The organism is Actinotignum timonense, assembly GCF_900155575.1.
In the GTDB taxonomy this organism is placed as follows: Bacteria; Actinomycetota; Actinomycetes; order Actinomycetales; family Actinomycetaceae; genus Actinotignum; species Actinotignum timonense.
Genome location: NZ_LT706966.1, coordinates 1,533,798 through 1,554,875, shown reverse-complemented (window position 1 = coordinate 1,554,875; position 21,078 = coordinate 1,533,798). Strand labels below are relative to the sequence as shown.

The following is a 21,078-nucleotide window of genomic DNA, read 5'->3' as shown; positions in this document are numbered from 1 at the left end:
TTTTCGGGGAGGGTCCGTTAGTTTCGGCGATTTCGGTTATGCGTTCGGGCGCGGTCCGCTAGTTCCGGGCAATGCCCGTTATGTGTGCGTGCGAGTGGAAACGGGGAGTAATCCGCGCACGAAACGCCGCAGGTGGCGCCGCCGCGCGTGCGGAAGATCGTGGGCGAGCGGGTGGGAACGGAACCGGGTTTCCAGAACGCTCAAGGCTTCGCGCAGCTGGTACCAGTTCGTGATATCTTCTCCGGCCAGGTGCAGCCACGGGAGAGCAGCGCCGACGTCGCGCATATCCCGCGAGTTAATTCTCTCGAGAGAACGAACCCATTCATCGGCACATTCCAGGCCGTAGGCCCAGCCCACATAGGAGGCGAGGACCTCCGCGCTCACCCCGGCGAAACGGGGCGCCGCGGTGAGGAAGCGCCGGAAGCCTTCCACCTGATCGGAGGCCACCACCCCGTTCGGGGTGAGGGAAGAAAAGTTGAGGAGGCCGACGAATCCGCAGAACACCAGCCAGCCGCCCACGATGAGCCAGTACCAGGACAGCTGGAAAGCCAGGGCCCCGATAAAAGCCAAGCCCGTGAGCGCGATGCCCCCGAAGAAAAGCACGGCGGCCAGCGAGCCCACCAATTCGCGCCCGTGGTGGTACCAGCCGCGCCGGGAGACCACTTCCGCTTTGCTATCGCGCGCGATGGCGAGGGCGAGGCGGGTGGAGAATCCCTGTACCCGCAGCACCGGGCGGGAGGCGGCCGGCAGCCCGGCGTTTTCCATCGCGGTGCGATACGAGCGGTCATCAAAGGGTTCGGATTCCCGGAATGCTGCCGATTCGGCGCTTTCCGGGGAGGCCAGGGCGGCCAGGAAGCGTGCCTCAAAAGGTTCGAGGGTGGAGGTATCGGCTTCGGTGAGGGAGATGGTGATCATCTGGCCGCGCAGGGCCGGATCCCGGAAGAAGTCAATGGTGAGGAATCCGCGGGCGGCCAGGTCGAGGAGGGTGGTGATGGCGGCATCGTCCGCGGCGTAGTGGCGGTGCATAAAAGCCCCGAGGGCGGCGGGCATCTCCGGCGGAATAGTGCGTACCGGCGGGCGGGTATGCGGGCGGCGCCGCCGGTAATTATGGCCGGTCACCCCGGCCGGTTCGCGCGGATATACCCCGCGCGGCAGATCGGCATATTCCCGACTGGGGATGAGCGCCAAGCACATAATGACCAGGGCAGTCACCCCGATCCCTAAGGCCAACCAGAATTCCAGTGCGTTCATGGACACCAGCTCAAGCAAGGGTTCCACAGTCACCTCCTCGCACCTAGCGTACCGTGCCAACAGGCCCGCGGTACGTGCGAAGTGCGCGGGGACTCGCACGCGGCACGGTGCGTAACACCGCGCAGCGTCCGCGTTCCATCGCGGGCGCGATGATGCACCGGCGCGCGTGACCTAGTACTCTAAGCCATAGATATCGGGAGGTAATCATGACGGAGTTCTCACCGGCACGAATTCGGGTACAGCACCTGAACGAGATGGTCGCTAACGGAGAGGTGCTCACGGCACTCACCTGCTATGACGCTCTAACAGCGCGGATCTTGGACGCGGCCGGAATCGATATTTTGGTGGTGGGTGATTCCATTGGCAATACCGCCCTGGGATTCTCCTCTACTATCCAGGTCACCCTGGAAGATATTGAACGAGCCACCAGCGCCGTCATGCGCGGCACCACCCGGGCTTTTATTATTGCCGATATGCCCATGGGCACCTACGAAGAAAGCCCCACGCAGGCTATCCGCACCGCTATCCGCCTGGTGCGGGCTGGGGCGGACGCGGTGAAACTGGAAGGCGGGGAAGCTTTCGCCCCCACCGTCGAAGCCCTCACCAAGGCCGGGATTAACGTGGTGGCCCACGTCGGTTACCGCCCCCACGCCGATGCCGCCCTGGGTGGCCCGCGGGTCCAGGGCCGGGATGAAGAAGAAAGCGAGGCCATTATTGATGACGCGGTCTCGCTGGAGAAGGCCGGAGCTATTGCCGTCGTCGTCGAAATGGTACCCGGGAAACTCGGAGCAAAAATTACCGAGATTCTTTCGGTTCCCACCCTCGGAATCGGGGCCGGGTATCGCACCTCCGGGCAGCTGCTGGTCTGGCCGGATATGGCCGGGATGACCGAATGGCAACCCTCCTACGCCAAGCGTTTCGGCGAGGTGGGTGCGGCGCTGAGCAATGCGGTCACCGCTTTCCGCACGGCCGTCAAGGGCCGGGAATTCCCCGATAAGGAGCACAGTTTCTAAGCCACTACAATGGTGGCTATGAGTCTTGCAGCACGTGCGCCGCTCGGTACGGCGCGTCCCGGAAAGATTTCGCCGCGCCGTAAAGTTCCGGCTTCCATTGAACGCCCTGAATATATGTTCCATGACGGGCCGGAAGTGATCACCGCCTCGGACGTGAAAACCGAGGAGACGATTGAGCGGATTCGGGTGGCGGGAACCATTGCCGCGGATGCCATGTACGAGGCCGCCAAAGCGATCCGCCCGGGCGTGAGCACCGATGAGCTGGACCGCATCGCGCACGAATACATGATCGATAACGGGGCCTACCCCTCCTGCCTGGGCTATATGGGTTTCCCCAAGTCGATCTGTACCTCCGTGAACGAGGTTATCTGCCACGGCATCCCCGATGACCAGGTACTACGCGAGGGCGACATTATTAATCTGGATGTCACGGCCTATAAGGACGGCGTGCACGGGGATACCAATGCCACCTTCGGCGTGGGCGAGATCGACGAAGAATCCCGCCTCCTCATCGAACGCACCGCTACAGCCACCCTGCGCGGCATTAAAGCGGCACGCCCCGGGCGCCAGGTCAATGTGATCGGGCGGGTCATCGAGTCTTACACCAAGCGTTTCGATTACGGGGATGTCCGGGATTTCACCGGGCACGGTGTAGGCGAAGCTTTCCATTCCGGCCTTATTATTCCTCATTACGACGCCGCACCTTTGCACGGGGAAACTATCGAAGAGAATATGGTCTTTACGGTCGAGCCCATGGTGACCCTGGGAACTATCGACTATGAGATCTGGGATGATGACTGGACCGTTGTGACCAAGGATCGCGGGCGCACCGCCCAATTCGAGCACACCATCGTGGTGCGGGAAAGCGGACCGGAAATCCTCACGCTGCCCTCCGATCCGAATCTTGGGCTGCGGCTCTAGGCGGGTATACGCTGCGCGGGCCGCGGGGCTGGCTACGGCGCGAGCTGATATACGCGTGGGGGCGGATCCGAAAATCCGCCCCCACTGTCATCTTGGCCTATACGCCGGGTTCTGTACCGCTTGCGCGGCGGCGACCATCCATCTACGTGCGCCATTGCTGACGCACTCTAGCAATCCACCCGTGCCCTAGACGAGGAGCCTGGCGGGGCACTGTCTGATCTTGCTCCCGGTGGGGCTTGCCGTGCCATGCCGGTCACCCGGCACGCGGTGGTCTCTTACACCACCCTTTCACCCTTACCTTGCGGCGGTTTACTTTCTGTTGCGCTTTCCCGCGGGTCACCCCGGGTGGGCGTTACCCACCACCGTCCTCTACGGAGCCCGGACGTTCCTCGAGGCGCATACGCGCCGCGCGGCCGCCCGGCCAACATGACCCGTTTATGCTACCAGCCTGACGGGCGCGCGGGCGCCGCCCTACGGACACGTGGTAGCGGGCCTACGGATGCGCGCGCATCCCTACAGTGAGCGGCGGGCACCCCGGGGTTCCGACCGGGATTCCGACCAGGGTTCTGACCAGGGTTCTGATCGGAGTTCCGGCAGCATCTAAGAATGCCGTTTCTGAATGTATCTCCCCCATCGATTACCACGAGTAATTATGCAATATTGTTTCCTTGCTCACATGCAAAAGTCCGAATACGCGGGAAAGTAAGGCAAGCCGTTCCCACCGCCACAGCAGCGATTGTTAAGTCTTTGAGGATCCCTTGCCCGTAAATATTAAACCTGCTTAGAATCCAGACAACAGGCAAAACAGCGATGTTTCGCGCGTTTTCTCTGTTAGTAGGTAATGGCTGCGGGGGCCGACTTTGCGTGAGGGTCGGCTCCCGCACCTCTCTCCGTAGCACCGTGAACATGCGCCACGGGCTGCGCAACCCCGCGAATACGTGTCACACACCACCGATATCCACCACCGTAGACGCTCACCACATTTATCCAAAGGTCATGTACGAATATACGGCCTGGCTCGTAGACCTTAGCTGTTTTATAAACGCTCAAAAGTTGCAGATTAGCCGCTCCGGGTAGTACTGCACGTCTTCGCGAAGGATCCCCATGACACAGCGCATCTCCCGACTCGCCAGTACTCTTACCGTGACCACCCTCGCCCTCAGCATGGCGGGCACCGTGGCCGCCCATGCCCAACCGACCGCCGGCTCCCCCGCCCCGGGGGCTTCCTTTACCTCCTGCACGGATTCCCCCAAGGCGAAGGCCGCGGTGGATGAAGCAAAGGCCGAACGTGAGGCACTGCTCAAGAAAACGGAAACGGCGCAGCAGGAGCTCGCCGCCGCTCAGGAAGCGGCAACTGCGGCGCAGGCCGCCAAGGATGCGGCCGCCGCGAAGCTGAGTGAGGCGGAGAAGGCCGCCCAGGCCGCCGCGGAGGCACGCGACGGTGCCAAGGCCGCCCTCGATGCTTTCCAGGCGGAAGGCCAGGCCGCGAAAGATGCGCTTCCCGCGGCCCGCACCGCCCTCGAGGAGGCGGAAGGCCGGGTAGGCGCGGCGTCGTCGCAAAAAGACAAGGACAGCGCAGCGGTAACGGAAGCCCAGCGCGTTCTTGAGGAAAAGAACGCGGATCTCGCCGCAAAGAAGCAGGCGGAGAAGGATGCGCGCGCGAAGTTGGAGGCGGCGCAGGCGGCCGAGGCCGCGGGCAATGCCGAACGCGAGAAGCTCGCCGCGCAGCTGCGTGAGGTGACCGAGAAGAAGGAGCAGGCGGATGCGGACCTGGCCGCGGCACAGGCGAAGGAACGCGCGGCGCAGGATACTCGTTTTGAGGTGGTTGCGCGGGAAGCAGAAAAGGTCGCCGCCGCGCAGCGCGGGTACGACGACGCTGTTGCCGCCCTTCCCGCCGCTCAGGCCGCGAAGGAGGAAGCCCAGCAGGCGGCCACCGCAGCCGCTAACGATGTGACCGTCAAGCGTGGGGAGGACGAAGCTGCCCAGGCGAAGGCCCAGGATTCGGAAGCGAAGCTGGCGCAGGCCACGCAGAAACTCGGCGATCTTGAGAACGCCGTGACCGACCTGAAGAACCGCCAGGCCGAGGTGGAAGCCGCGCTGCCCGGGCTCGAGCAGGCGAAGAATGACGCTGAGGCTGCCTACAACGAAGCCCAGGCGGCCGAGGATGAAGCCAGGGATTGGTACGAGGCGGCTGCCGGAGATAAAAAGAATTTCACCAAGGAGGAGGTAGAGCAGTACCGGCAGGAATGGGAGGCAAAGAAGGCCGAAACCGCCCCGAAGAAGGCGGCTTTCACGCAAGCCAATGATGCCTACACCGCCAAGGCCGCGGAAAAGGATCAGCTGGCCACCCAGCTCCCGGCAAAGGAAGCGGAGCGCGATGCCGCGCAGACCGAGAAGACCGGGCTGGAGACGGCTCACGCCGCGAATCAGCAGGCCGCGCAGGACAGCGCTGCGAAGCTGGCCGCAGCGGTGGAGACTGAGGCTGCGAAGCGCGCGGCTCTCACGGAGAAGGACGCGGCGCTTACCGCGGCCCAGCAGCAGGTAGAAACGACGAAGGCTGCCCTCGCCGCGGCTGAAGCGGCGGCCGCAGAAGCGACCCGCCCGGTGGATGAGGCCCTGGCCGCGGCCCAGCGGGAAACCGCCGCGGCGCAGGAGAAAGCCACGCAGCTAGCCGCCGAGCACGCCGCACTTTCCGAGCAGATCATGACCGTGCACGTACCCAAGTGGAATGATCTGCGCCTCAAGCGTGAAGACGCACAGCAGGAGCAGACTCAAGCGGCCGGTGCGCTCGCGGAGGCAGAGGCTGCGAAGGGCGCCGCGGATCAGGAGCTTGAGAAGGCGAAGGCCGCGGCGGAGAAGAGCGCTGCGGCGGTTACGTCCGCTGAAGCTGAGCGTGACGCGGCGAGCCAGAAGGTGAAGGAACTGGAGGCGGCCGGAGCGAAGCTGGACGGTTTGCAGGCCGAATATGACACGTTGGCCGCAGCTGGGGCGCTCGCGGAGGCGGATGCTGCTGCGGCTCGTGAGCAGGATGCGGCCGCTGGCACGGCACTTGCGGACGCGACGGCGAAGGCCGCGGAGGCCGATGCTGCGGTCAAGCGTTCCGCGGATGATCTTGCCGCGCTTGATACGCGTATCGCGGCGCTGCGGACTTTCCTGGACAAGTGCGCCGCTGAGGAAGCGGAGCGGCCGGGCGCGGGCGAACAGCCCGGAGCCCCGGGCGCTCCTGAAACTCCGGCACAACCGGAACAACCGGCTAATCCAGAGCAGCCCGGAACCGGGACCGCGGCACCGAGCACGCCGGCACCGGGAGCTTCGGCGCAGAATCCTTCAGTGCAGGGCGGCAAGCATGCCGATCCTTCTGCACCGGTCGCCCGCGGTCAGCAGTCGGTTGGCAAGCACGCTGCACCCGCGGCGCAGCTGCCGAGCACCGGCGCGGAGAGCAGCGGTATCGCGGGTTCGGCTCTGCTGCTGATGCTCACCGGAGCGGGCGCGGTGGCTTACGCCTCCCGTAAGCGCGCCACGCGCTAAAAATCCGCACAACATAGAGTGCGCATAAGAACACCGTTTTCAGCTGATTTCGTGTTTCTTATGCGCACTCTGTAGCTCTGATGGTTTCGAATGCGCACTTCCTACGTCCCCGCCTGGCGATTGCTCTGGCGGGGACGGGTTGTTTTTCCGAGCTGTACTGCAGCTGTCGTACGTGCGAAGTACAGGCGTGAAAAAGAAAGCCTTCCTAGGCTTCGTCGTAATCAACCGGCACGATAATGCAGTCGTAATCCTCAGAAAGATAAATCTCATCTTCCGCGGTGGCCTTGATTTGCGCCACTTCCACCGGGGAAAGTGTGATTCCCGCCCCGGTAGCACCGTTAGGCGTCATGGTCATAACCGCGTAGCCGCCGGTGGCAACCGAGTGTTCGTACACTTTTTTGAGAGATTCTGCCAGCGGTGCATAGAGTTCCTCACGCTGGGCGCGGATTTTTTCTTGGGAAGCGGTGATGTCCGCGACCACGTCCTCCAGTTCGGAGCGCTGGGCCAGTACTTTTTCTTGGAGTGAATCGATAGCTGCACCCAATTCCCGCACTCGCTCTTCGCCACCTTCAACAGCTTCGAGCGCAGCGAATTCCTTTTCCGACGTTTCTTCCAGGGTGGTGCGCAGCGCCGCCATTTCGTCTTCCAGCACGAGCAGATCGCGGGAGGTCAGTCCGGTGCCGGCATTATATTTTTCTTCTTTGTCCGCTACCTGGCGAGCCAAATCCGCGCTGGTCTTCTCCACACTCGCTAACTCCGCCCGCGCCTGCTCCAACTGCGTCTCCGCCGCGGTTTTTTCCCGCCCGCGCGCGGCAATCGCGTTGAGGAGTTTACCCAAAGAAGCTCGCAGCGGATGCTGGGTATTTTCCCGCTCGAGGCGGTTGAGCTGCGCGTCCAAGTCGGCAACCTGAAGCAGAATAAGTTGATCGGCACGGGGTGCTTTCATCGGGTGGATCTCCTTCGACTCGCACGAAAGGCGCACGGCGCGCCTTCCCCTATTCTATGTGGGAGAACCGGCCCCGCGCAGCGAGCTCACCCACGCAGCGCAATATTCCAAGCATCCGTGGGAATCTCGGAAATATACGTATCCAGCTGCGGGAAGCGTTCGCGCAAACGCTGCTCCATCTCGCCCAGCACCGGCCATTCGCTAGCCCAGTGGGTGGCGCAGATGAGTGCGCAGCCGCCGTCCCAAATATGGTCGGTGGCCGGGTGGTGGCGCAGATCCGCGGTGAGATACGCATCCGCGCCCGCGGCTTTCGCGGCCGCTAATAGCGAATCCCCCGAACCGGAGCAGATGGCTAGCCGCCGCACCACCCGATCCGGATCGCCCGCTCCGAGAACCCCGGCCGGAGTATGCGGCAACACCTCCGCGACCCGCTCGACCAGCTGCCCGAAAGACACGGCCGCGATGCTGCCCACCCCGCCTATTCCGGATTCGGGATCCAGCGGCGCCTCAATCTCCACGTCCAGAAGCCGCGCGAGCGCGGCGGTGGAGGCCACCACGTCCGCATTGGTGTGCGCACTAAAAAGCGCGACCCGCCCGCGCACCAGCTGCGTGATCCACCTTCCCTTGGCGAACGTTCCCGCCACGGTGGAAGTCCCGCGCAAAAAGAGCGGGTGGTGAGTGATGAGGAGGTCAGCCCCGCGTTCGCAGGCTTCTTGCACGGTTGCTTCACACGGGTCGACGGCGAAAGCGACGCTGCGCACCTCGTCGCTGGGCAGGCCGGCCACCAGGCCGACCCGGTCCCAGCTTTCCGCGCATGCGGGTGGGAAGAATTCATCCATGGCCGCGGTGATATCCGCCACTGTATACGTCATGGACTCACCCTACCCTAGGACGCCGTGCGCTCCACGGTGCGCTCCCACTCCTTGTGGAAAATTTCTTCCTCGTGATCGAAAGCGGTGACCACCGATTGCACGTAGAAGTTCTTCGCGTCGCAGCGGATGCGGGTATCGGCTTCCAGGCGGACCTCCCAATCGATATCCGGGCGAGCCAGCCCGATTTTCCATTCGGCTTCGGTGCGGGCCGAAAGCGGGTCATCCCAGGAAATCCAGTAGCGTTCCACGGAATCTTCGTCGTAGTGGAGGCCGTCCGGGTAGACCCGGGTTCCTCCGTAGGCCGGATCTACCTGGATAAACGTCTCTTTCTTCACCACGTCGCGGGCGATGAGGCGTTCGGGGCGGCGCGCCCCGGCAACCCCCGCTTCCGGGTATGTCACGTCCAAACCAACGGGCTGGACCGGCCCGGCGAAACTGACCGCATCGTCGAGGGCATCGCGTTCTCCCCCGGGGCGGATCGGGCGGGCGGGTACCACCAGCGCGGAAGCCCCCAGATCCACCTCCACCCCGGCGTTTTCCCGCACCGGCCAAATCCACGGCCAGTAAGCACTGGAAAGCGCCACCCGCAACGTGTGCCCGGCCGCGAAATGGTAGCCAATACCGGTAAGCGGAATCTCCACATCCACCCACTGCCCCGCGGGCATTTCCACGATCCGCTCGCGCCCCTCGCGAGCGCTCAGATTGAGGTTCCCGCGGGTGATGAGCGTGGAGGCACCGTCCGGGGCCACATCTTCCAGGCGCACATAGATATGCCCGCGCTCCCCGCCGTTGCGCAAGCGCAACAACACCCTGGCATTACCGAGAATCTCGACCGATTCCCCCAGGTAAAAATCGCAGGTCACCGCGCGGCCATCGTCGCCGCGCTGATCGACCGGCAAATCGGCGTCGTTCCCGTACGGGAAGTACCGCCCGGCATCCGAGCCGATGTCTTGCGGCGACTTCACAAGAATCGTGCCGCCACGCACCGCACCCGGCGATACGCTCGCCTGCCCCAATTCAAAACGAAGCGGCTCAATATCCGGGGAGGGCCAGGCACGTTCCGCCACCCAGCGGCCCTCGATTTCCTCGTATACCGAGGCTGGGCGCATGGGGTCGCTGATCCAGGTGCGCAGCAGCGGCTCATCCATTGCGCCGTTATCCACGCCCTTGAGCCACCTATCCCACCAGCGCAGCGTTTCCCCGAGGAAATCAATATGCGGCCCCGGGCGCAGATCGCGATCCGGGTACTGGTGGCTCCACGGCCCGAGCAGCCCGCGCACGTTCTTCCCCAGCGCGGAAAGATTCTCCACCAGGCGCAGCACGGTATCGCGGTACGGATCGAACCAGCCGCCCACCGCGAGCACCGCCGCATCGAGTTTCGAATAATCCTCACACACCGAGCCGTGTTTCCAGTAGGCATCGCGGGTCTGGTGACTCATCCAGGTATCCACGTAGGGCTCCATATTATTGAGGCGCTCTAGCCACATGGACTTCCAGTTTTCCCCCACGGCGCGCGGGTCCGGCGGCCGGGATTCGAAAGCGAGCATGGTGGCTCCCCAGGCGTGCATATCCACCGCGAGCATCGAGCCGCCGAAATAGTGCACGTCATTGTCGTAGCGGTCGTCGGTGGAGCAGGTGGTGACGATCGCCTTGAGGGCTTCCGGCTGGTAGGAGGCGAGCTGGAGCGAATTGAAACCGCCCCAGGAAATCCCGAACATACCCACGCTGCCCGTGCACCACTCCTGCGCGGCAATCCACTCGATGACTTCCAGGCCGTCTTTGTGTTCCTGCGCATCGTATTCATCGCCCGGGACACCCTCGGAATTGCCGTGCCCGCGGATATCGACCCGGATGGAAGCGTAGCCGTGCCCGGCGTAATACGGGTGGCGTTCGTGATCGCGCGGCGCGGTCCAGTCCCCGCTGCGGTAGGGCAGATATTCGAGGATCGCCGGCACTTTTTCTTCCGTGCGCGGCATCCAGGCTTTCATCCACAGCCGGGTGCCGTCCGAGAGCGGAATCCACCCCTCGCGAATCTCAGTCTCGTAGGGAAAATCTGTGATGTACTCCATTGTTCTCCTTCCTAGGCGTCTGTGCTGTGTTGCTTCTGTGCGTGTGCTGCGGTTTTCGTGGGGCGCGTTGAGGAACGACGACGCCGCCAGCTCTACGCGACGACTTTCATACGTGAGCGCATCCACGGAGTAAGCGCCATGAGCAGCACGCCGTAACCGATAACCACCGCTCCCTGCACTCCGAAGTAGGCAGGGATGGAGGCGGCCATATTTTCGTAATCGAAGAATTTCACCACCTGGGCTTGGATTCCCTGGGCGCAGGCCATCGCCGCGAACCACAGGGCCATGGTTTGGGAGGCGAAAGCCCGCGGGGCGAGTTTCGTGGTGGCCGACATCCCCGAGGTTTGCAGCACCAGATCCCCCAGGCCGAGGAAGATATAGCATCCCACCAGCCACAGCGGCATAAGAAGAGCCCCGCGCGGGGTGAGGATGCCCGCGAGCGCCACGATGACGAAGGCGATCCCGCCGAGCACCGCGCCCAGCCCCACTTTTGCGGCCACGTGCGGTTGGCGTTTGCCCATTTTCAGCCAGATCCAGGCGAGCACCGGCCCCATGATGATTTCCACGATGGCGGTGAGGGAAATGTAATAGGAGGAGGGGTAGCTCAGGGAGCCGATGGTGTTATCGGTGGCGTTGAGGGCCACGAGGTTGAGGGTATTTCCGGTTTGGAAATAGAGCAGGTTGTAGAGGATGAGGGCGATGAGCAGCAGCGCGTAAGGGATGAGATTGCGCCGTTCTACCGGGGTGACCTTCGGGGAGCGGTACATCCACAGGAAGAAGAACACCGGCACGATCCAGGTGATCACGGAGATGCCATTGACGACGTCGCTGAGCGTGGCGGAGGAGAAGGTGGCGAAAAGCGTGGCTACCGCGACTACTCCCCCAACCAGTCCCACGAGCATCCAGAAGGAACGGTCCGCCACGAAACTGGCGCGGATGCGATGCGCTTTGGCGCGCCCGGATAGGTTTTTCCCGGTTGCCACGTAGGCGATGAGGCCGAGGATCATTCCCACCGCGGCGGAGGCGAAACCGGCGTGCCAATGCACCCGTTGGCCGAGGAACCCGGCCACCAGCGGCCCGAGGAACGCCCCGATATTAATACCGGCGTAGTAGATGGAGAAGCCGGCATCGCGGCGGCTATCCCCGGGTGCGTAGAGTTCACCCACCATGGTGGAAACGTTGGGTTTGAGGAGCCCGGTTCCCACCACGATGAGGCCCAGGCCCACCCAGGTGAAGAATTCGGTGGGGATACCCATGGCGATATGACCCGCGGCAATAACAATGCCGCCCCAGAGCACCGTGCGGTAGGTGCCGGAAATACGATCCGCAATCCAGGCGCCCGCGATGGAAAGCAGGTAGACGAGGGCACCGTAGGCGGCCACGATGGAGGATCCCACGTCCTCCGCGTAGCCGAGCCCGCCGCTGGCGATGGCATCGGTGAAGTAGAGGACCAGGATGGCCTGGAAGCCCAGGTAGGAGAAACGCTCCCAGAGTTCCAGGCCGAAAAGGGAATACAGGCCGGTGGGTTGGCCCATAAAGGAGCGGGTGGCGCGGGCGCGCCGGTCGCGGCGCAGGGCTTCCTTATGTTCCTTAATGTACTTTTTGGGATTCTCGACGTTATCGGGGACCTGCGCGGCAATCTGCGCGTGGGTGGGGAGGTCCGCGGTGGTGGTATCAGTCTGGTTGCCCTCATGGGGTAGGTCAGTCACGTTGGTACTCCTTGCTATCCGTTTTCCAGGGTAACAAGGGCCTCCGACATAACCGCTATTTGAGTACTTTTTTATCGTTTTCGCCCTACCGCCCACCCGCCGCAAGCCCTGAGCCCATAGGAAAAACTCGAATAGACATGACATCGGTCACATTGATAGGCTGTGGGGCATGACCACATGCGATATTCCCTCAATTCCCCTTGCCGATGGCGGCCAGATTCCCCTGGTTGGAATCGGCTCCCTACTGGCCAAAGGTAACGAGCTCGCCACCACGCTCGGCCAGATCATTGCCGATGGCTACCGCCTTATCGATACCGCCCAGCAGTACGCCAATGAAACGGCCGTTGGGGAAGCGGTGAAACGCTCCGGGGTACCCCGCGCGGAGGTATTCATCACCTCCAAGGTGGCCGGCGGGGAACAGGGGAAGCGCTATACCCGGCGCAGTATTGAGGATTCGCTGCGTCGCCTAGATACCGATTATCTTGACGCTCTCCTCATCCACTGGCCCAATCCTTCCCGTGGCCTGTACGTGGAAACCTGGGAGGAGATGCTCGCGGCGCAGGCGGAGGGCCTGGTGCGCCACGTGGGGGTCTCGAATTTCTTGCCCGAACATCTCACCCGCCTGCATGAGGCCACCGGGGTGTGGCCGGTGCTCAACCAGGTTCAGCTCTCGGTTGCCCTCCCGCGCACCGATCTGCGTGCTTTCCACGAGCGCCACGGTATTGTCACCCAGGCGTGGCGGCCGCTCGGCGGGCCGGAAAAGCTACTGGATCAAATTGTGGTGGCGCGCCTGGCTGCCAAGCACGGGGTGAGTGCCGGGCAGATTGTGCTGCGCTGGTGTGTCCAGCAGGGCATTGTGGCGATTCCGTCGTCGTCCCAACGCGAGCGCTGGCGGGCAAATGCCGATATCTTCAACTTCACCCTGGACGACTCGGATATGCGCGATCTGGCCGCGCTGGACACCGGCGACCTGCACGTCTGGGATGCGCGCACGCACGAGGAGTGGTAACGGAATCTCACGGCGCTCACGGCATAAAGAGTGGGCCCGACCGGATTCGAACCGATGACACCCTGGGTGTAAACCAGGTGCTCTGACCAACTGAGCTACGGGCCCGCGCGCTGCGCACTCGGATGATCCTACCCGATACGCGGCCCGCGCGCACCTTCGCGCCGAAAATACCGGCAGCGCTTCCGTTGCGACTGTCCGCCGGCGCTACCGGCCCGGCCTACCGCACGGCTCTGCGCCGAAAATACCGGCGGAACCCTCCGGCGGCTCTAGTAGCGCAGGCCCTTATTGGTGAGGCGCACGCCCGTCCAGGACTCCCCGAGGGCCACGGATGTGGTTGGTTGCATGCCCGCGGTATCGGCGGCCTCTTCAATATCGTTATGCGGCACCGCATTCGACACTCGCCCGGTGGGCACAAAGAGCCAGCAGATAGCATTTTCGTCGTCGAAATTAGCCTTGATATCCAGGAGCAAATCGGTGAGGTCATCGACGTCTCCGTCGTCCGCGCGCCACCAAGCGATGGCACCGTCCACGATATCGCGCGAATCTTCGTCCACCAGCGCGCTTCCGATAGTTTCTTCGATCTGCGCGCGGACCTGGGCGGCTACGTCGTCGTCGTAGCCAAATTCTTGGATGATGTTCCCTTTCTGGAAACCAAACGAACTCATGGCTTAAGCTCATCTGATCGCCGGCATTTTTTCAAGTTAATCTCAGCCGCGTCGCCCGTGATTTTGGTGATCATTACCGTACGACGACGCGCGCCGCCCGCTCCGCGGGCGCCGCGAAAGCCACCGGCCATGCGCCCCGTCCACCGCTCAGCTTAATTCCGCTCATGCCTGTGCGATGGCTCTCAACAACGCGGTAATATAAGAGTGCATGTGTAAGAGGTACCACAGCCGTTCTGGGACTAAAGCCGCGAACGGGTAGCCTTGACACGTCCCTATGAACTACAACCACTCAAGCAATGGAGGAGATTCCGTGGCTTCACAAGATTCTGATGATCGCATGGTGTCCGGCCAGCTCAGCCAGATCCCGGATGTTGATCCGGAAGAAACCCGCGAATGGCTCGCGTCCGTGGATGATCTGATTGAAACAAATGGTGCGGATCGGGCGCGGTTTATCCTCGCCAGCGTGGATGAGCACGCACGCTCCAAGGGAGTTTCGGTCTCCCCTGATCTCGTCACGCCCTATATCAATACGATTCCGGCGGAAGAAGAACCTCCGTACCCGGGCACCCCGGAAGAAGAGGAACTCGAACACCAATTCCGCAGCTGGACCCGGTGGAATGCGGCCGTGATGGTCACGCGTGCCCAGCGCCCCGGCGTGGGGGTGGGCGGCCATATTTCCTCCTACGCCGCCCAGGCCACCCTTTACGAAGTGGGCTTCAACCACTTCTTCCGCGGCCCTGATGCTCCCGGTGGCGGGGACCAAATCTTCTTCCAAGGCCACTCCTCCCCCGGTAATTACGCCCGCGCCTACCTAGAAGGGCGCCTGACGGAAGCGGATCTGGATTCCTTCCGCCAGGAAGCCTCCCATATTTCCGGCGGGCGCGGCCTGCCCTCCTACCCGCACCCCCACCAGATGCCGGACTTCTGGCAGTTCCCCACCGTGTCCCTCGGGCTGGGCGCCACGAACTCCATCTACCAGGCTTGGTTCAATCGCTACCTGAGCGAACGCGGCATTAAGGACACCTCGGATTCGCACGTATGGGCCTTCCTGGGCGATGGCGAAATGGACGAACCCGAATCGCGCGGTATGCTCCAGCTGGCTGCCTCCCAGAAGCTGGATAACCTCACCTGGGTGGTCAATTGCAACCTCCAGCGCCTGGACGGCCCGGTGCGCGGCAACGGCAATATCGTGCAGGAACTCGAATCCTTCTTTAAGGGCGCGGGCTGGAATGTCATCAAGGTGCTGTGGGGTTCGGGCTGGGATAAGCTCCTGGCCCAGGATAAGGACCACGCCCTCGTAGATCTCATGACCTCCACCCCGGACGGTGACTACCAGGGCTTCAAGGCGAATGACGGCTCCTACGTGCGCAATAACTTCTTCGGGCGCGATCCGCGCACGAAGGCCATGGTGGAAGATTGGTCCGATGATGAGATTTGGGCGCTGCGCCGCGGCGGCCACGATCACCACAAGATCTACGCCGCCTATCGGGCGGCCCTGGCCCATAAGGGCCAGCCCACCGTGATTCTGGCGCAAACGGTCAAGGGTTATGACCTCGGCTCGAACTTCGCCGGGCGTAATGCCACCCACCAGATGAAGAAGCTCAATAGCAACGATCTCAAGCTGCTGCGCGATACCCTGCGTATCCCCATTGATGATTCCCAGCTGGAAGATCCCTATAACGCGCCCTACTACAAGCCGGCTGAAGATCACCCGGCCATGAAGCATATGCGCGAGCGGCGCGAAGCACTCGGCGGCTACCTGCCCCAGCGCCGCACCCACCAGGGTGGGATCGCCCTGCCGGCCGATAAGCCCTTCCAGTCCATGAAGAAGGGCTCGGGCAAGCAGAAGGTGGCCACCACGATGGCTCTGGTTCGCCTGCTCAAGGACATTATGCGCGATAAGGAATTCGGCTTCCGCATGGTGCCGATCGTTCCGGACGAAGCGCGTACCTTCGGCATGGATTCCATGTTCCCCTCCGCCAAGATCTTCAATACCCAGGGCCAGCAGTACACCGCGGTGGACCACGATATGCTGCTTTCCTACAAGGAATCCACCCAGGGCCAGCTGCTCCACACCGGTATTACCGAAGCCGGTTCCCTCTCCGCTTTCGTGGCGGCCGGAACCTCCTACGCCACCCATAACACCCCGATGGTGCCCTTCTACATCTTCTACTCGATGTTCGGGTTCCAGCGCACCGGGGATCAGTTCTGGGCGGCCTACGATCAGCTGGCCCGCGGTTTCATTATTGGTGGCACCGCCGGGCGCACCACCCTCACGGGTGAAGGCTCCCAGCATATGGACGGGCACTCCCCCGTTCTCGCCTCCACCAACCCGGGCATGGTCATTTACGATGCGGCCTACGCTTATGAACTCGGCCATATCTTCAAGGATGGCCTGAAGCGTATGTACGGGGATGGCTCGGACGGGCGTGAGCAAAACGTCATGTACTACCTCACGGTCTACAACGAACCCATCCACCAGCCTGCCGAACCGGAGAATGTGGACGTGGATGGCATTATCCGCGGTATCTACAAGCTCGATGAGGCTGATGGCCTGGGCGGCCCGCGCGTCAATCTGCTCTCCTCGGGCGTGGGGGTGCGCTGGGCCCGCGAAGCCAAGCGCATGCTGCGCGATGACTGGGGCGTGGATGCCACCGTCTACTCGGTGACCTCCTGGTATGAGCTGCGTAAAGACGGCTTGGCCACCAACGAATACAACTACCTCCACCCGGAGGAAGAACCGCGCAAGGCCTACGTGACCGCGAAGCTGGAAGGCGAAGAAGGCCCCTTCATCGCCACCTCCGATTTCGAGCACCAGGTCCAGGATTCCATCCGCGAATGGATCCCCGGTGATTATGAGACGCTCGGCGCCAAGGGCATCGGTATTTCCGATACCCGCCCGGCCGCCCGGCGCTACTTCAAGATCGACGACGCCACCATGGTGGTGCGGGCCCTGTACGCGCTGGCCAAGGCCGGCAAGATCGACCGCTCGGTTGTCCGCCAGGCAATCGAGAAGTACGATCTGCATAACCCGGCAGCTGCCGAACCGGTTCCCGATAACGACCCGGAGTAAAGCGGCGCGGGCCACGCCGGCGCTCCCGGCATCACCGGGATTCCCGGCACGCCCAAGCTACGGCGCTCGGGCGCTGCACCGGCAGCGGCGCAGGCCCGGCGTCGTCGTAACTAATTGAATAGTGTTTGAGCATCCGTGCTCTCACACGTAGCATAGTGTGGCGGTCCTTTCTCACCCGTGAATAATTATCGCGAGTTGAGCTTTCGGACCGCCACACATATATGGAGGCTAGTGATTGACCGTTTATCGACTGGCGTGGAGGCATCTGCGCGACCGCAAATTCCAGCTCCTCGCGATTGCTGTGCTACAGATCGCGCAGGTGCTCCTCGGGCTCACCCTCCCCGCGCTGGGCGCTAACGTTATCGATTACGGCATTCTGGAACGCAATAGCTCCTATATTTGGTCGCGCGGGCTGCTCATGGGCCTTTTCACCCTCGCGCAGGTGCTCTGCGCTATCGGGGCGATCTATTACGGGGCGCTGGTCTCCACCCACCTGGGCCGAGAGCTGCGCCGCGAAACTTTCGCGCATGTGCAGCGTTTTTCGCCCGCGGACCAACAGCGTTTCGGGGCCTCCACCCTGGTCACCCGCACCACGAACGACGTCAATCAAATCCAAATGGTCACGCTCATGTCCCTCACCATTATGGTGACGGCCCCGATTATGGGCGTGGGCGGGGTGCTCATGGCCATCGGGCAAGACGTAGTTCTCTCCCTCACCCTCCTCGTGATTATCCCGGTGCTCACCGCAATTATTTTGGTGTGTACCGCGATGCTCGCCACACGCTACGAAACTCTCCAGCGGCGCGTGGACGCCATTAACGATGCGCTGCGCTCCCAGCTCTCCGGGGTGCGGGTAATTCGGGCCTTCCGCCGCGAAGAAGCCATGGCCGGGGAATTCGAGGTTCATAACCGCAATTTCCGTTCGATTATGCTCCAGATCGGCACGATATGGTCCGCGCTGCTACCGGCCATGAGCGCGGTCATCGGGCTAGCTTCCGCGCTGATCGTGTGGATTGGCGGGCATCGAATTGCCGGAGGCTCCATGCCGGTGGGGGCGCTCGCCGCGTTTATCACCTACCTCATGATGATTCTGGGCGCGGTCATGATGCTCGGCATGATTATTATGGTGGTTCCGCGCGGGAACGTTTCCGCCGAACGCGTCATCGAAGTCAATACCACCGTTCCTTCTATTACGGACGCGCCGGATGCGCGGGAGATGCCGCCCGGCCCGGTCACCTTCCGCTTGCGCGATATTTCCCTCACTTACGCGGATGCGGACGAGCCTGCCTTGCGCGGCATTTCTTTGTGCTTCAGGCCTGGAACGACGACGGCGATTATTGGCGCCTCGGGCTCGGGCAAATCATCGCTGGTGAAAATACTGCCGCGCCTCGTGGATGTGAGCACCGGGCGCTTCACCGTAGAAGGCGGCGCCGGGGCCGGAGCGGGTGGCGAGGCCGGCGAAACAGAATCCGGCAGTGCCGCAACGCGTGGTGCTGGAACGCGTGAGGCCGGCGCGGGCGAAGTGGATGTGCGCGATATTCGACTCGCTGATTTCCGCCGCCGGGTGGCCCTCGTGCCCCAGCGGGCTTTCCTGTTCAGCGGCACGGTGGCCAGCAATGTTGCCGGCTCCACCCGCGATATCGATCAGGAGCGGGTCATTGATGCACTGCGCTGCGCCCAGGCCTGGGATTTCGTGGAAGCCGGGGGCGGGCTGGAGATGCCGGTGGAAACCGGGGGCACCAATCTTTCCGGCGGGCAGCGCCAGCGCCTGACCATCGCGCGGGCCCTCTACCGGGCCCTACCCGATAGCTCCGGGCAGTCCGGGGCTGATCTGGTAGTTTTCGATGATTCCTTCTCCGCCCTCGATTACGCCACCGATGCCCAGCTGCGGGCCAACCTCAAGGAGCGGATCCGGGATGCGGCGGTGGTCATCATTGCCCAACGTATTTCAACGACCCGCAGCGCTGATTGCGTCGTCGTACTGGATTGCGGCGAGGTAGTAGGCTGCGGCACGCACGCCGAACTTATGGAAACAAATGACATGTACCGCTCGATTGTGCGCTCCCAGGAGCGCGGGCCGGAAGGCAGCGCGGAAGCGAACGGCGCGGAACGCGGCACGGGGGCAAGTGGGACGGAACCAAGCGATACGGAACCGAGCGGCACAGCGGCCGCAACCAGCGAGGAGGCGCGGGCATGAGAGGTGCCGGAAATATTGACGAAGCCCGCGATATCCGCGGGGCGCTTCTCACCCTTATTCGCCACTACCTGCGCCATTACGTGGGGCGGATCGTGGCGGTGCTGCTGCTTTCGCTTATCTCCACCGCGGCGGTGGTTGCCGCTCCCTTCCTACTCGGGCAGGGCACCAATGTGGTGGTGGATGGAATCCGTTCCGGCGGTGTCGATTTTCCGGGGTTGGCGCGGGTGCTGAGCCTGGCGGCCGGGTGCTATATTCTCTCGGCGCTGCTGCGTTTCTGGTTCGGTTATATTATTCGCCTTATTATTCAGGATCTCGGTTATGAGATGCGGCGGGATTGCCAGCAGAAAATTGATCGGATGCCGCTATCCGTGCTGGATAAGCAGCAGCGCGGCGATGTACTCTCGCGGGTCACGAACGACGTTGATAACGTGACCCAGTCCCTGCTGCAAACTCTTTCCGAAGTGCTCTCCGCGATCTACCAGATCATCGGGATCGTGGCGGTGATGGTCTATTTGTCCTGGTCGGTGGCGCTCGCCTCGCTGGTGGTCATCCCGGTGGGGATTATTGGGATCCTCCTGCTGCTGCGCCGCTCTCGCCCCTATTTCCGCGACCAGTGGCGCCTCACGGGTGATGTGTCCGCGGTGGTGGAGGAAAGTTTCACCGGGCTGGATGTGGTGGCCGCATACGGGCTGGAAGATGAATTCCAAGGGCAGTTTGATAGCGCGAATGCGCAGCTCTACGATGCGTCTTTCCGCGCGCAGGCAATCGCGCAAATGTCCCAGCCGCTTATGATGCTGGTGCAGAACGGTTCTTTTGCCATCGTCACGCTTCTGGGCAGTATTCAGGCGATGGCCGGCACCATGACGATTGGCGGGCTGCAGGCGATGATGCAATACACTCGCCAGCTCTCCCATCCGCTCCAGTCTCTGGCCTCCACCGCGAATCTTATTCAATCGGCGGCGGCTTCCGCGGAGCGCATTTTCGATTACCTGGCCCAGGAGGAGATGGCCCCGGATGCGAGTTCCAGCTACCGCGAGGTGGTGGCCCCCGAGGCGCGGCGAGGCACCATCGAATTCTCGCACGTGTGTTTTGCCTACGAGCCCGATACTCCGGTGATCCGCGATCTCTCGCTACGGGTAGAGCCGGGGCATTCCGTGGCGATTGTAGGGCCCACCGGTGCCGGGAAAACCACGCTCGTCAATTTACTCATGCGCTTTTATGAAGTAGACGGCGGGGCGATTACCGTGGACGGCGCGCCCATCGATTCCTTCACGAAAGAATCCCTACGGGAACATTTCGGGATGGTCCTGCAAGACACCTGGCTTTTTGACGGAACGGTCTGGGAAAACATCGCTTTCGGGAAGGACGGTGCTACGCGCGACGACGCCATTGCCGCCGCGGCCGCCCTGGGCATTGATGATCTTCTCGAGACCCTCCCCCACGGTTTTGATACCCATATTGGGGATGAGGGCGAGAATGTTTCCGCCGGGGAGAAACAGCTCATCACCATCGCGCGGGCCTACCTGGCCAATCCCGATGTGCTTATTTTGGATGAGGCCACCAGTTCGGTGGATACCCGCACCGAGGCACTTATCCAGGATGCGATGGAGCGGCTGCGCGAAGGGCGCACCTCCTTCATCATTGCGCACCGGCTCTCCACCGTCCGCAATGCCACCACGATCCTTGTTATGGAAGCCGGGGACGTGGTAGAAAGCGGCACCCATGAGGAACTGCTGGCCGCCGGCGGCGCCTACGCCCGCCTCTACGAAAGCCAGTGGGCCTGAGCTAGCGGCGGGTCGAGGCGCGTCTGGGGGGGGGGGGGGGG

At 62.7% G+C, this 21,078-nt stretch carries 13 protein-coding genes, 1 tRNA gene and 1 other RNA gene; 7 read left to right on the top strand and 8 right to left on the bottom strand.

Annotated elements, in window-relative coordinates; all coding sequences use genetic code 11:
* Window positions 1–78 precede the first annotated feature (78 nt).
* Entirely contained in the window at window positions 79–1,278 is a 1,200-nt protein-coding gene (locus CZ322_RS06535) for a DUF2207 family protein (RefSeq protein WP_026428803.1), read from the bottom strand.
* A 179-nt stretch (window positions 1,279–1,457) separates the two neighbouring features.
* Here CZ322_RS06535 and panB point away from each other — a divergent pair, with 179 nt between their 5' ends.
* Complete coding sequence (gene panB, locus CZ322_RS06530; RefSeq protein WP_087070664.1) at window positions 1,458–2,264, top strand: 3-methyl-2-oxobutanoate hydroxymethyltransferase; 807 nt, start codon at window positions 1,458–1,460, stop codon at window positions 2,262–2,264.
* Window positions 2,265–2,273: 9 nt separating this feature from the next.
* On the top strand, window positions 2,274–3,185 hold the full coding sequence (map, locus tag CZ322_RS06525; protein ID WP_087070663.1) for a type I methionyl aminopeptidase: 912 nt from the start codon (window positions 2,274–2,276) through the stop codon (window positions 3,183–3,185).
* Between the two features lie 84 nt (window positions 3,186–3,269).
* Here map and rnpB read toward each other — a convergent pair.
* An RNA gene (rnpB, locus tag CZ322_RS06520) (RNase P RNA component class A) lies at window positions 3,270–3,614 on the bottom strand.
* Between the two features lie 675 nt (window positions 3,615–4,289).
* On the opposite strand from rnpB, the gene CZ322_RS06515 reads away from it, so the two are divergent.
* Complete coding sequence (locus CZ322_RS06515) at window positions 4,290–6,713, top strand: hypothetical protein (RefSeq protein WP_087070662.1); 2,424 nt, start codon at window positions 4,290–4,292, stop codon at window positions 6,711–6,713.
* Between the two features lie 205 nt (window positions 6,714–6,918).
* On the opposite strand, the gene CZ322_RS06510 is transcribed toward CZ322_RS06515, so the two are convergent.
* From CZ322_RS06510 to CZ322_RS06495, 4 genes are all read right to left on the bottom strand, one after another.
* Window positions 6,919–7,659 (bottom strand): zinc ribbon domain-containing protein, encoded by a 741-nt coding sequence (locus CZ322_RS06510; RefSeq protein WP_087070661.1) that lies wholly within the window; start codon window positions 7,657–7,659, stop codon window positions 6,919–6,921.
* 86 nt (window positions 7,660–7,745) lie between these two features.
* Window positions 7,746–8,531: a Nif3-like dinuclear metal center hexameric protein gene (locus CZ322_RS06505; protein ID WP_087070660.1), complete on the bottom strand. Its 786-nt coding sequence runs from the start codon at window positions 8,529–8,531 to the stop codon at window positions 7,746–7,748.
* A 14-nt stretch (window positions 8,532–8,545) separates the two neighbouring features.
* The gene (locus CZ322_RS06500) at window positions 8,546–10,600 is read right to left on the bottom strand and encodes a CocE/NonD family hydrolase (protein ID WP_087070659.1); all 2,055 of its coding nucleotides are present in this window, start codon (window positions 10,598–10,600) and stop codon (window positions 8,546–8,548) included.
* A gap of 92 nt (window positions 10,601–10,692) precedes the next feature.
* Window positions 10,693–12,309, bottom strand: a complete 1,617-nt coding sequence (locus tag CZ322_RS06495; protein WP_234984492.1) for a peptide MFS transporter — start codon at window positions 12,307–12,309, stop codon at window positions 10,693–10,695.
* 169 nt (window positions 12,310–12,478) lie between these two features.
* Here CZ322_RS06495 and CZ322_RS06490 point away from each other — a divergent pair, with 169 nt between their 5' ends.
* Window positions 12,479–13,318 (top strand): aldo/keto reductase, encoded by an 840-nt coding sequence (locus tag CZ322_RS06490; protein ID WP_087070658.1) that lies wholly within the window; start codon window positions 12,479–12,481, stop codon window positions 13,316–13,318.
* Window positions 13,319–13,349: 31 nt separating this feature from the next.
* Here the strand turns inward: CZ322_RS06490 and CZ322_RS06485 are convergent.
* Window positions 13,350–13,423: transfer RNA gene (locus CZ322_RS06485), tRNA-Val, on the bottom strand.
* A gap of 161 nt (window positions 13,424–13,584) precedes the next feature.
* Window positions 13,585–13,983, bottom strand: coding sequence for a DUF3052 family protein (locus CZ322_RS06480; RefSeq protein WP_026428793.1), 399 nt, complete (start codon window positions 13,981–13,983; stop codon window positions 13,585–13,587).
* A gap of 337 nt (window positions 13,984–14,320) precedes the next feature.
* Between CZ322_RS06480 and aceE the strand changes: the two genes are divergently transcribed.
* From aceE to CZ322_RS06465, 3 genes are all read left to right on the top strand, one after another.
* The gene (aceE, locus tag CZ322_RS06475; RefSeq protein ID WP_087071189.1) at window positions 14,321–17,056 is read left to right on the top strand and encodes a pyruvate dehydrogenase (acetyl-transferring), homodimeric type; all 2,736 of its coding nucleotides are present in this window, start codon (window positions 14,321–14,323) and stop codon (window positions 17,054–17,056) included.
* Window positions 17,057–17,291: 235 nt separating this feature from the next.
* Window positions 17,292–19,253 (top strand): ABC transporter ATP-binding protein, encoded by a 1,962-nt coding sequence (locus CZ322_RS06470; RefSeq protein WP_087070657.1) that lies wholly within the window; start codon window positions 17,292–17,294, stop codon window positions 19,251–19,253.
* Window positions 19,250–21,037 carry an ABC transporter ATP-binding protein gene (locus CZ322_RS06465; protein ID WP_087070656.1) on the top strand — a complete coding sequence of 596 codons (1,788 nt, stop codon included), beginning with the start codon at window positions 19,250–19,252 and terminating at the stop codon, window positions 21,035–21,037. Before CZ322_RS06470 ends, CZ322_RS06465 begins: the two co-directional genes overlap by 4 nt.
* Window positions 21,038–21,078 lie beyond the last annotated feature (41 nt).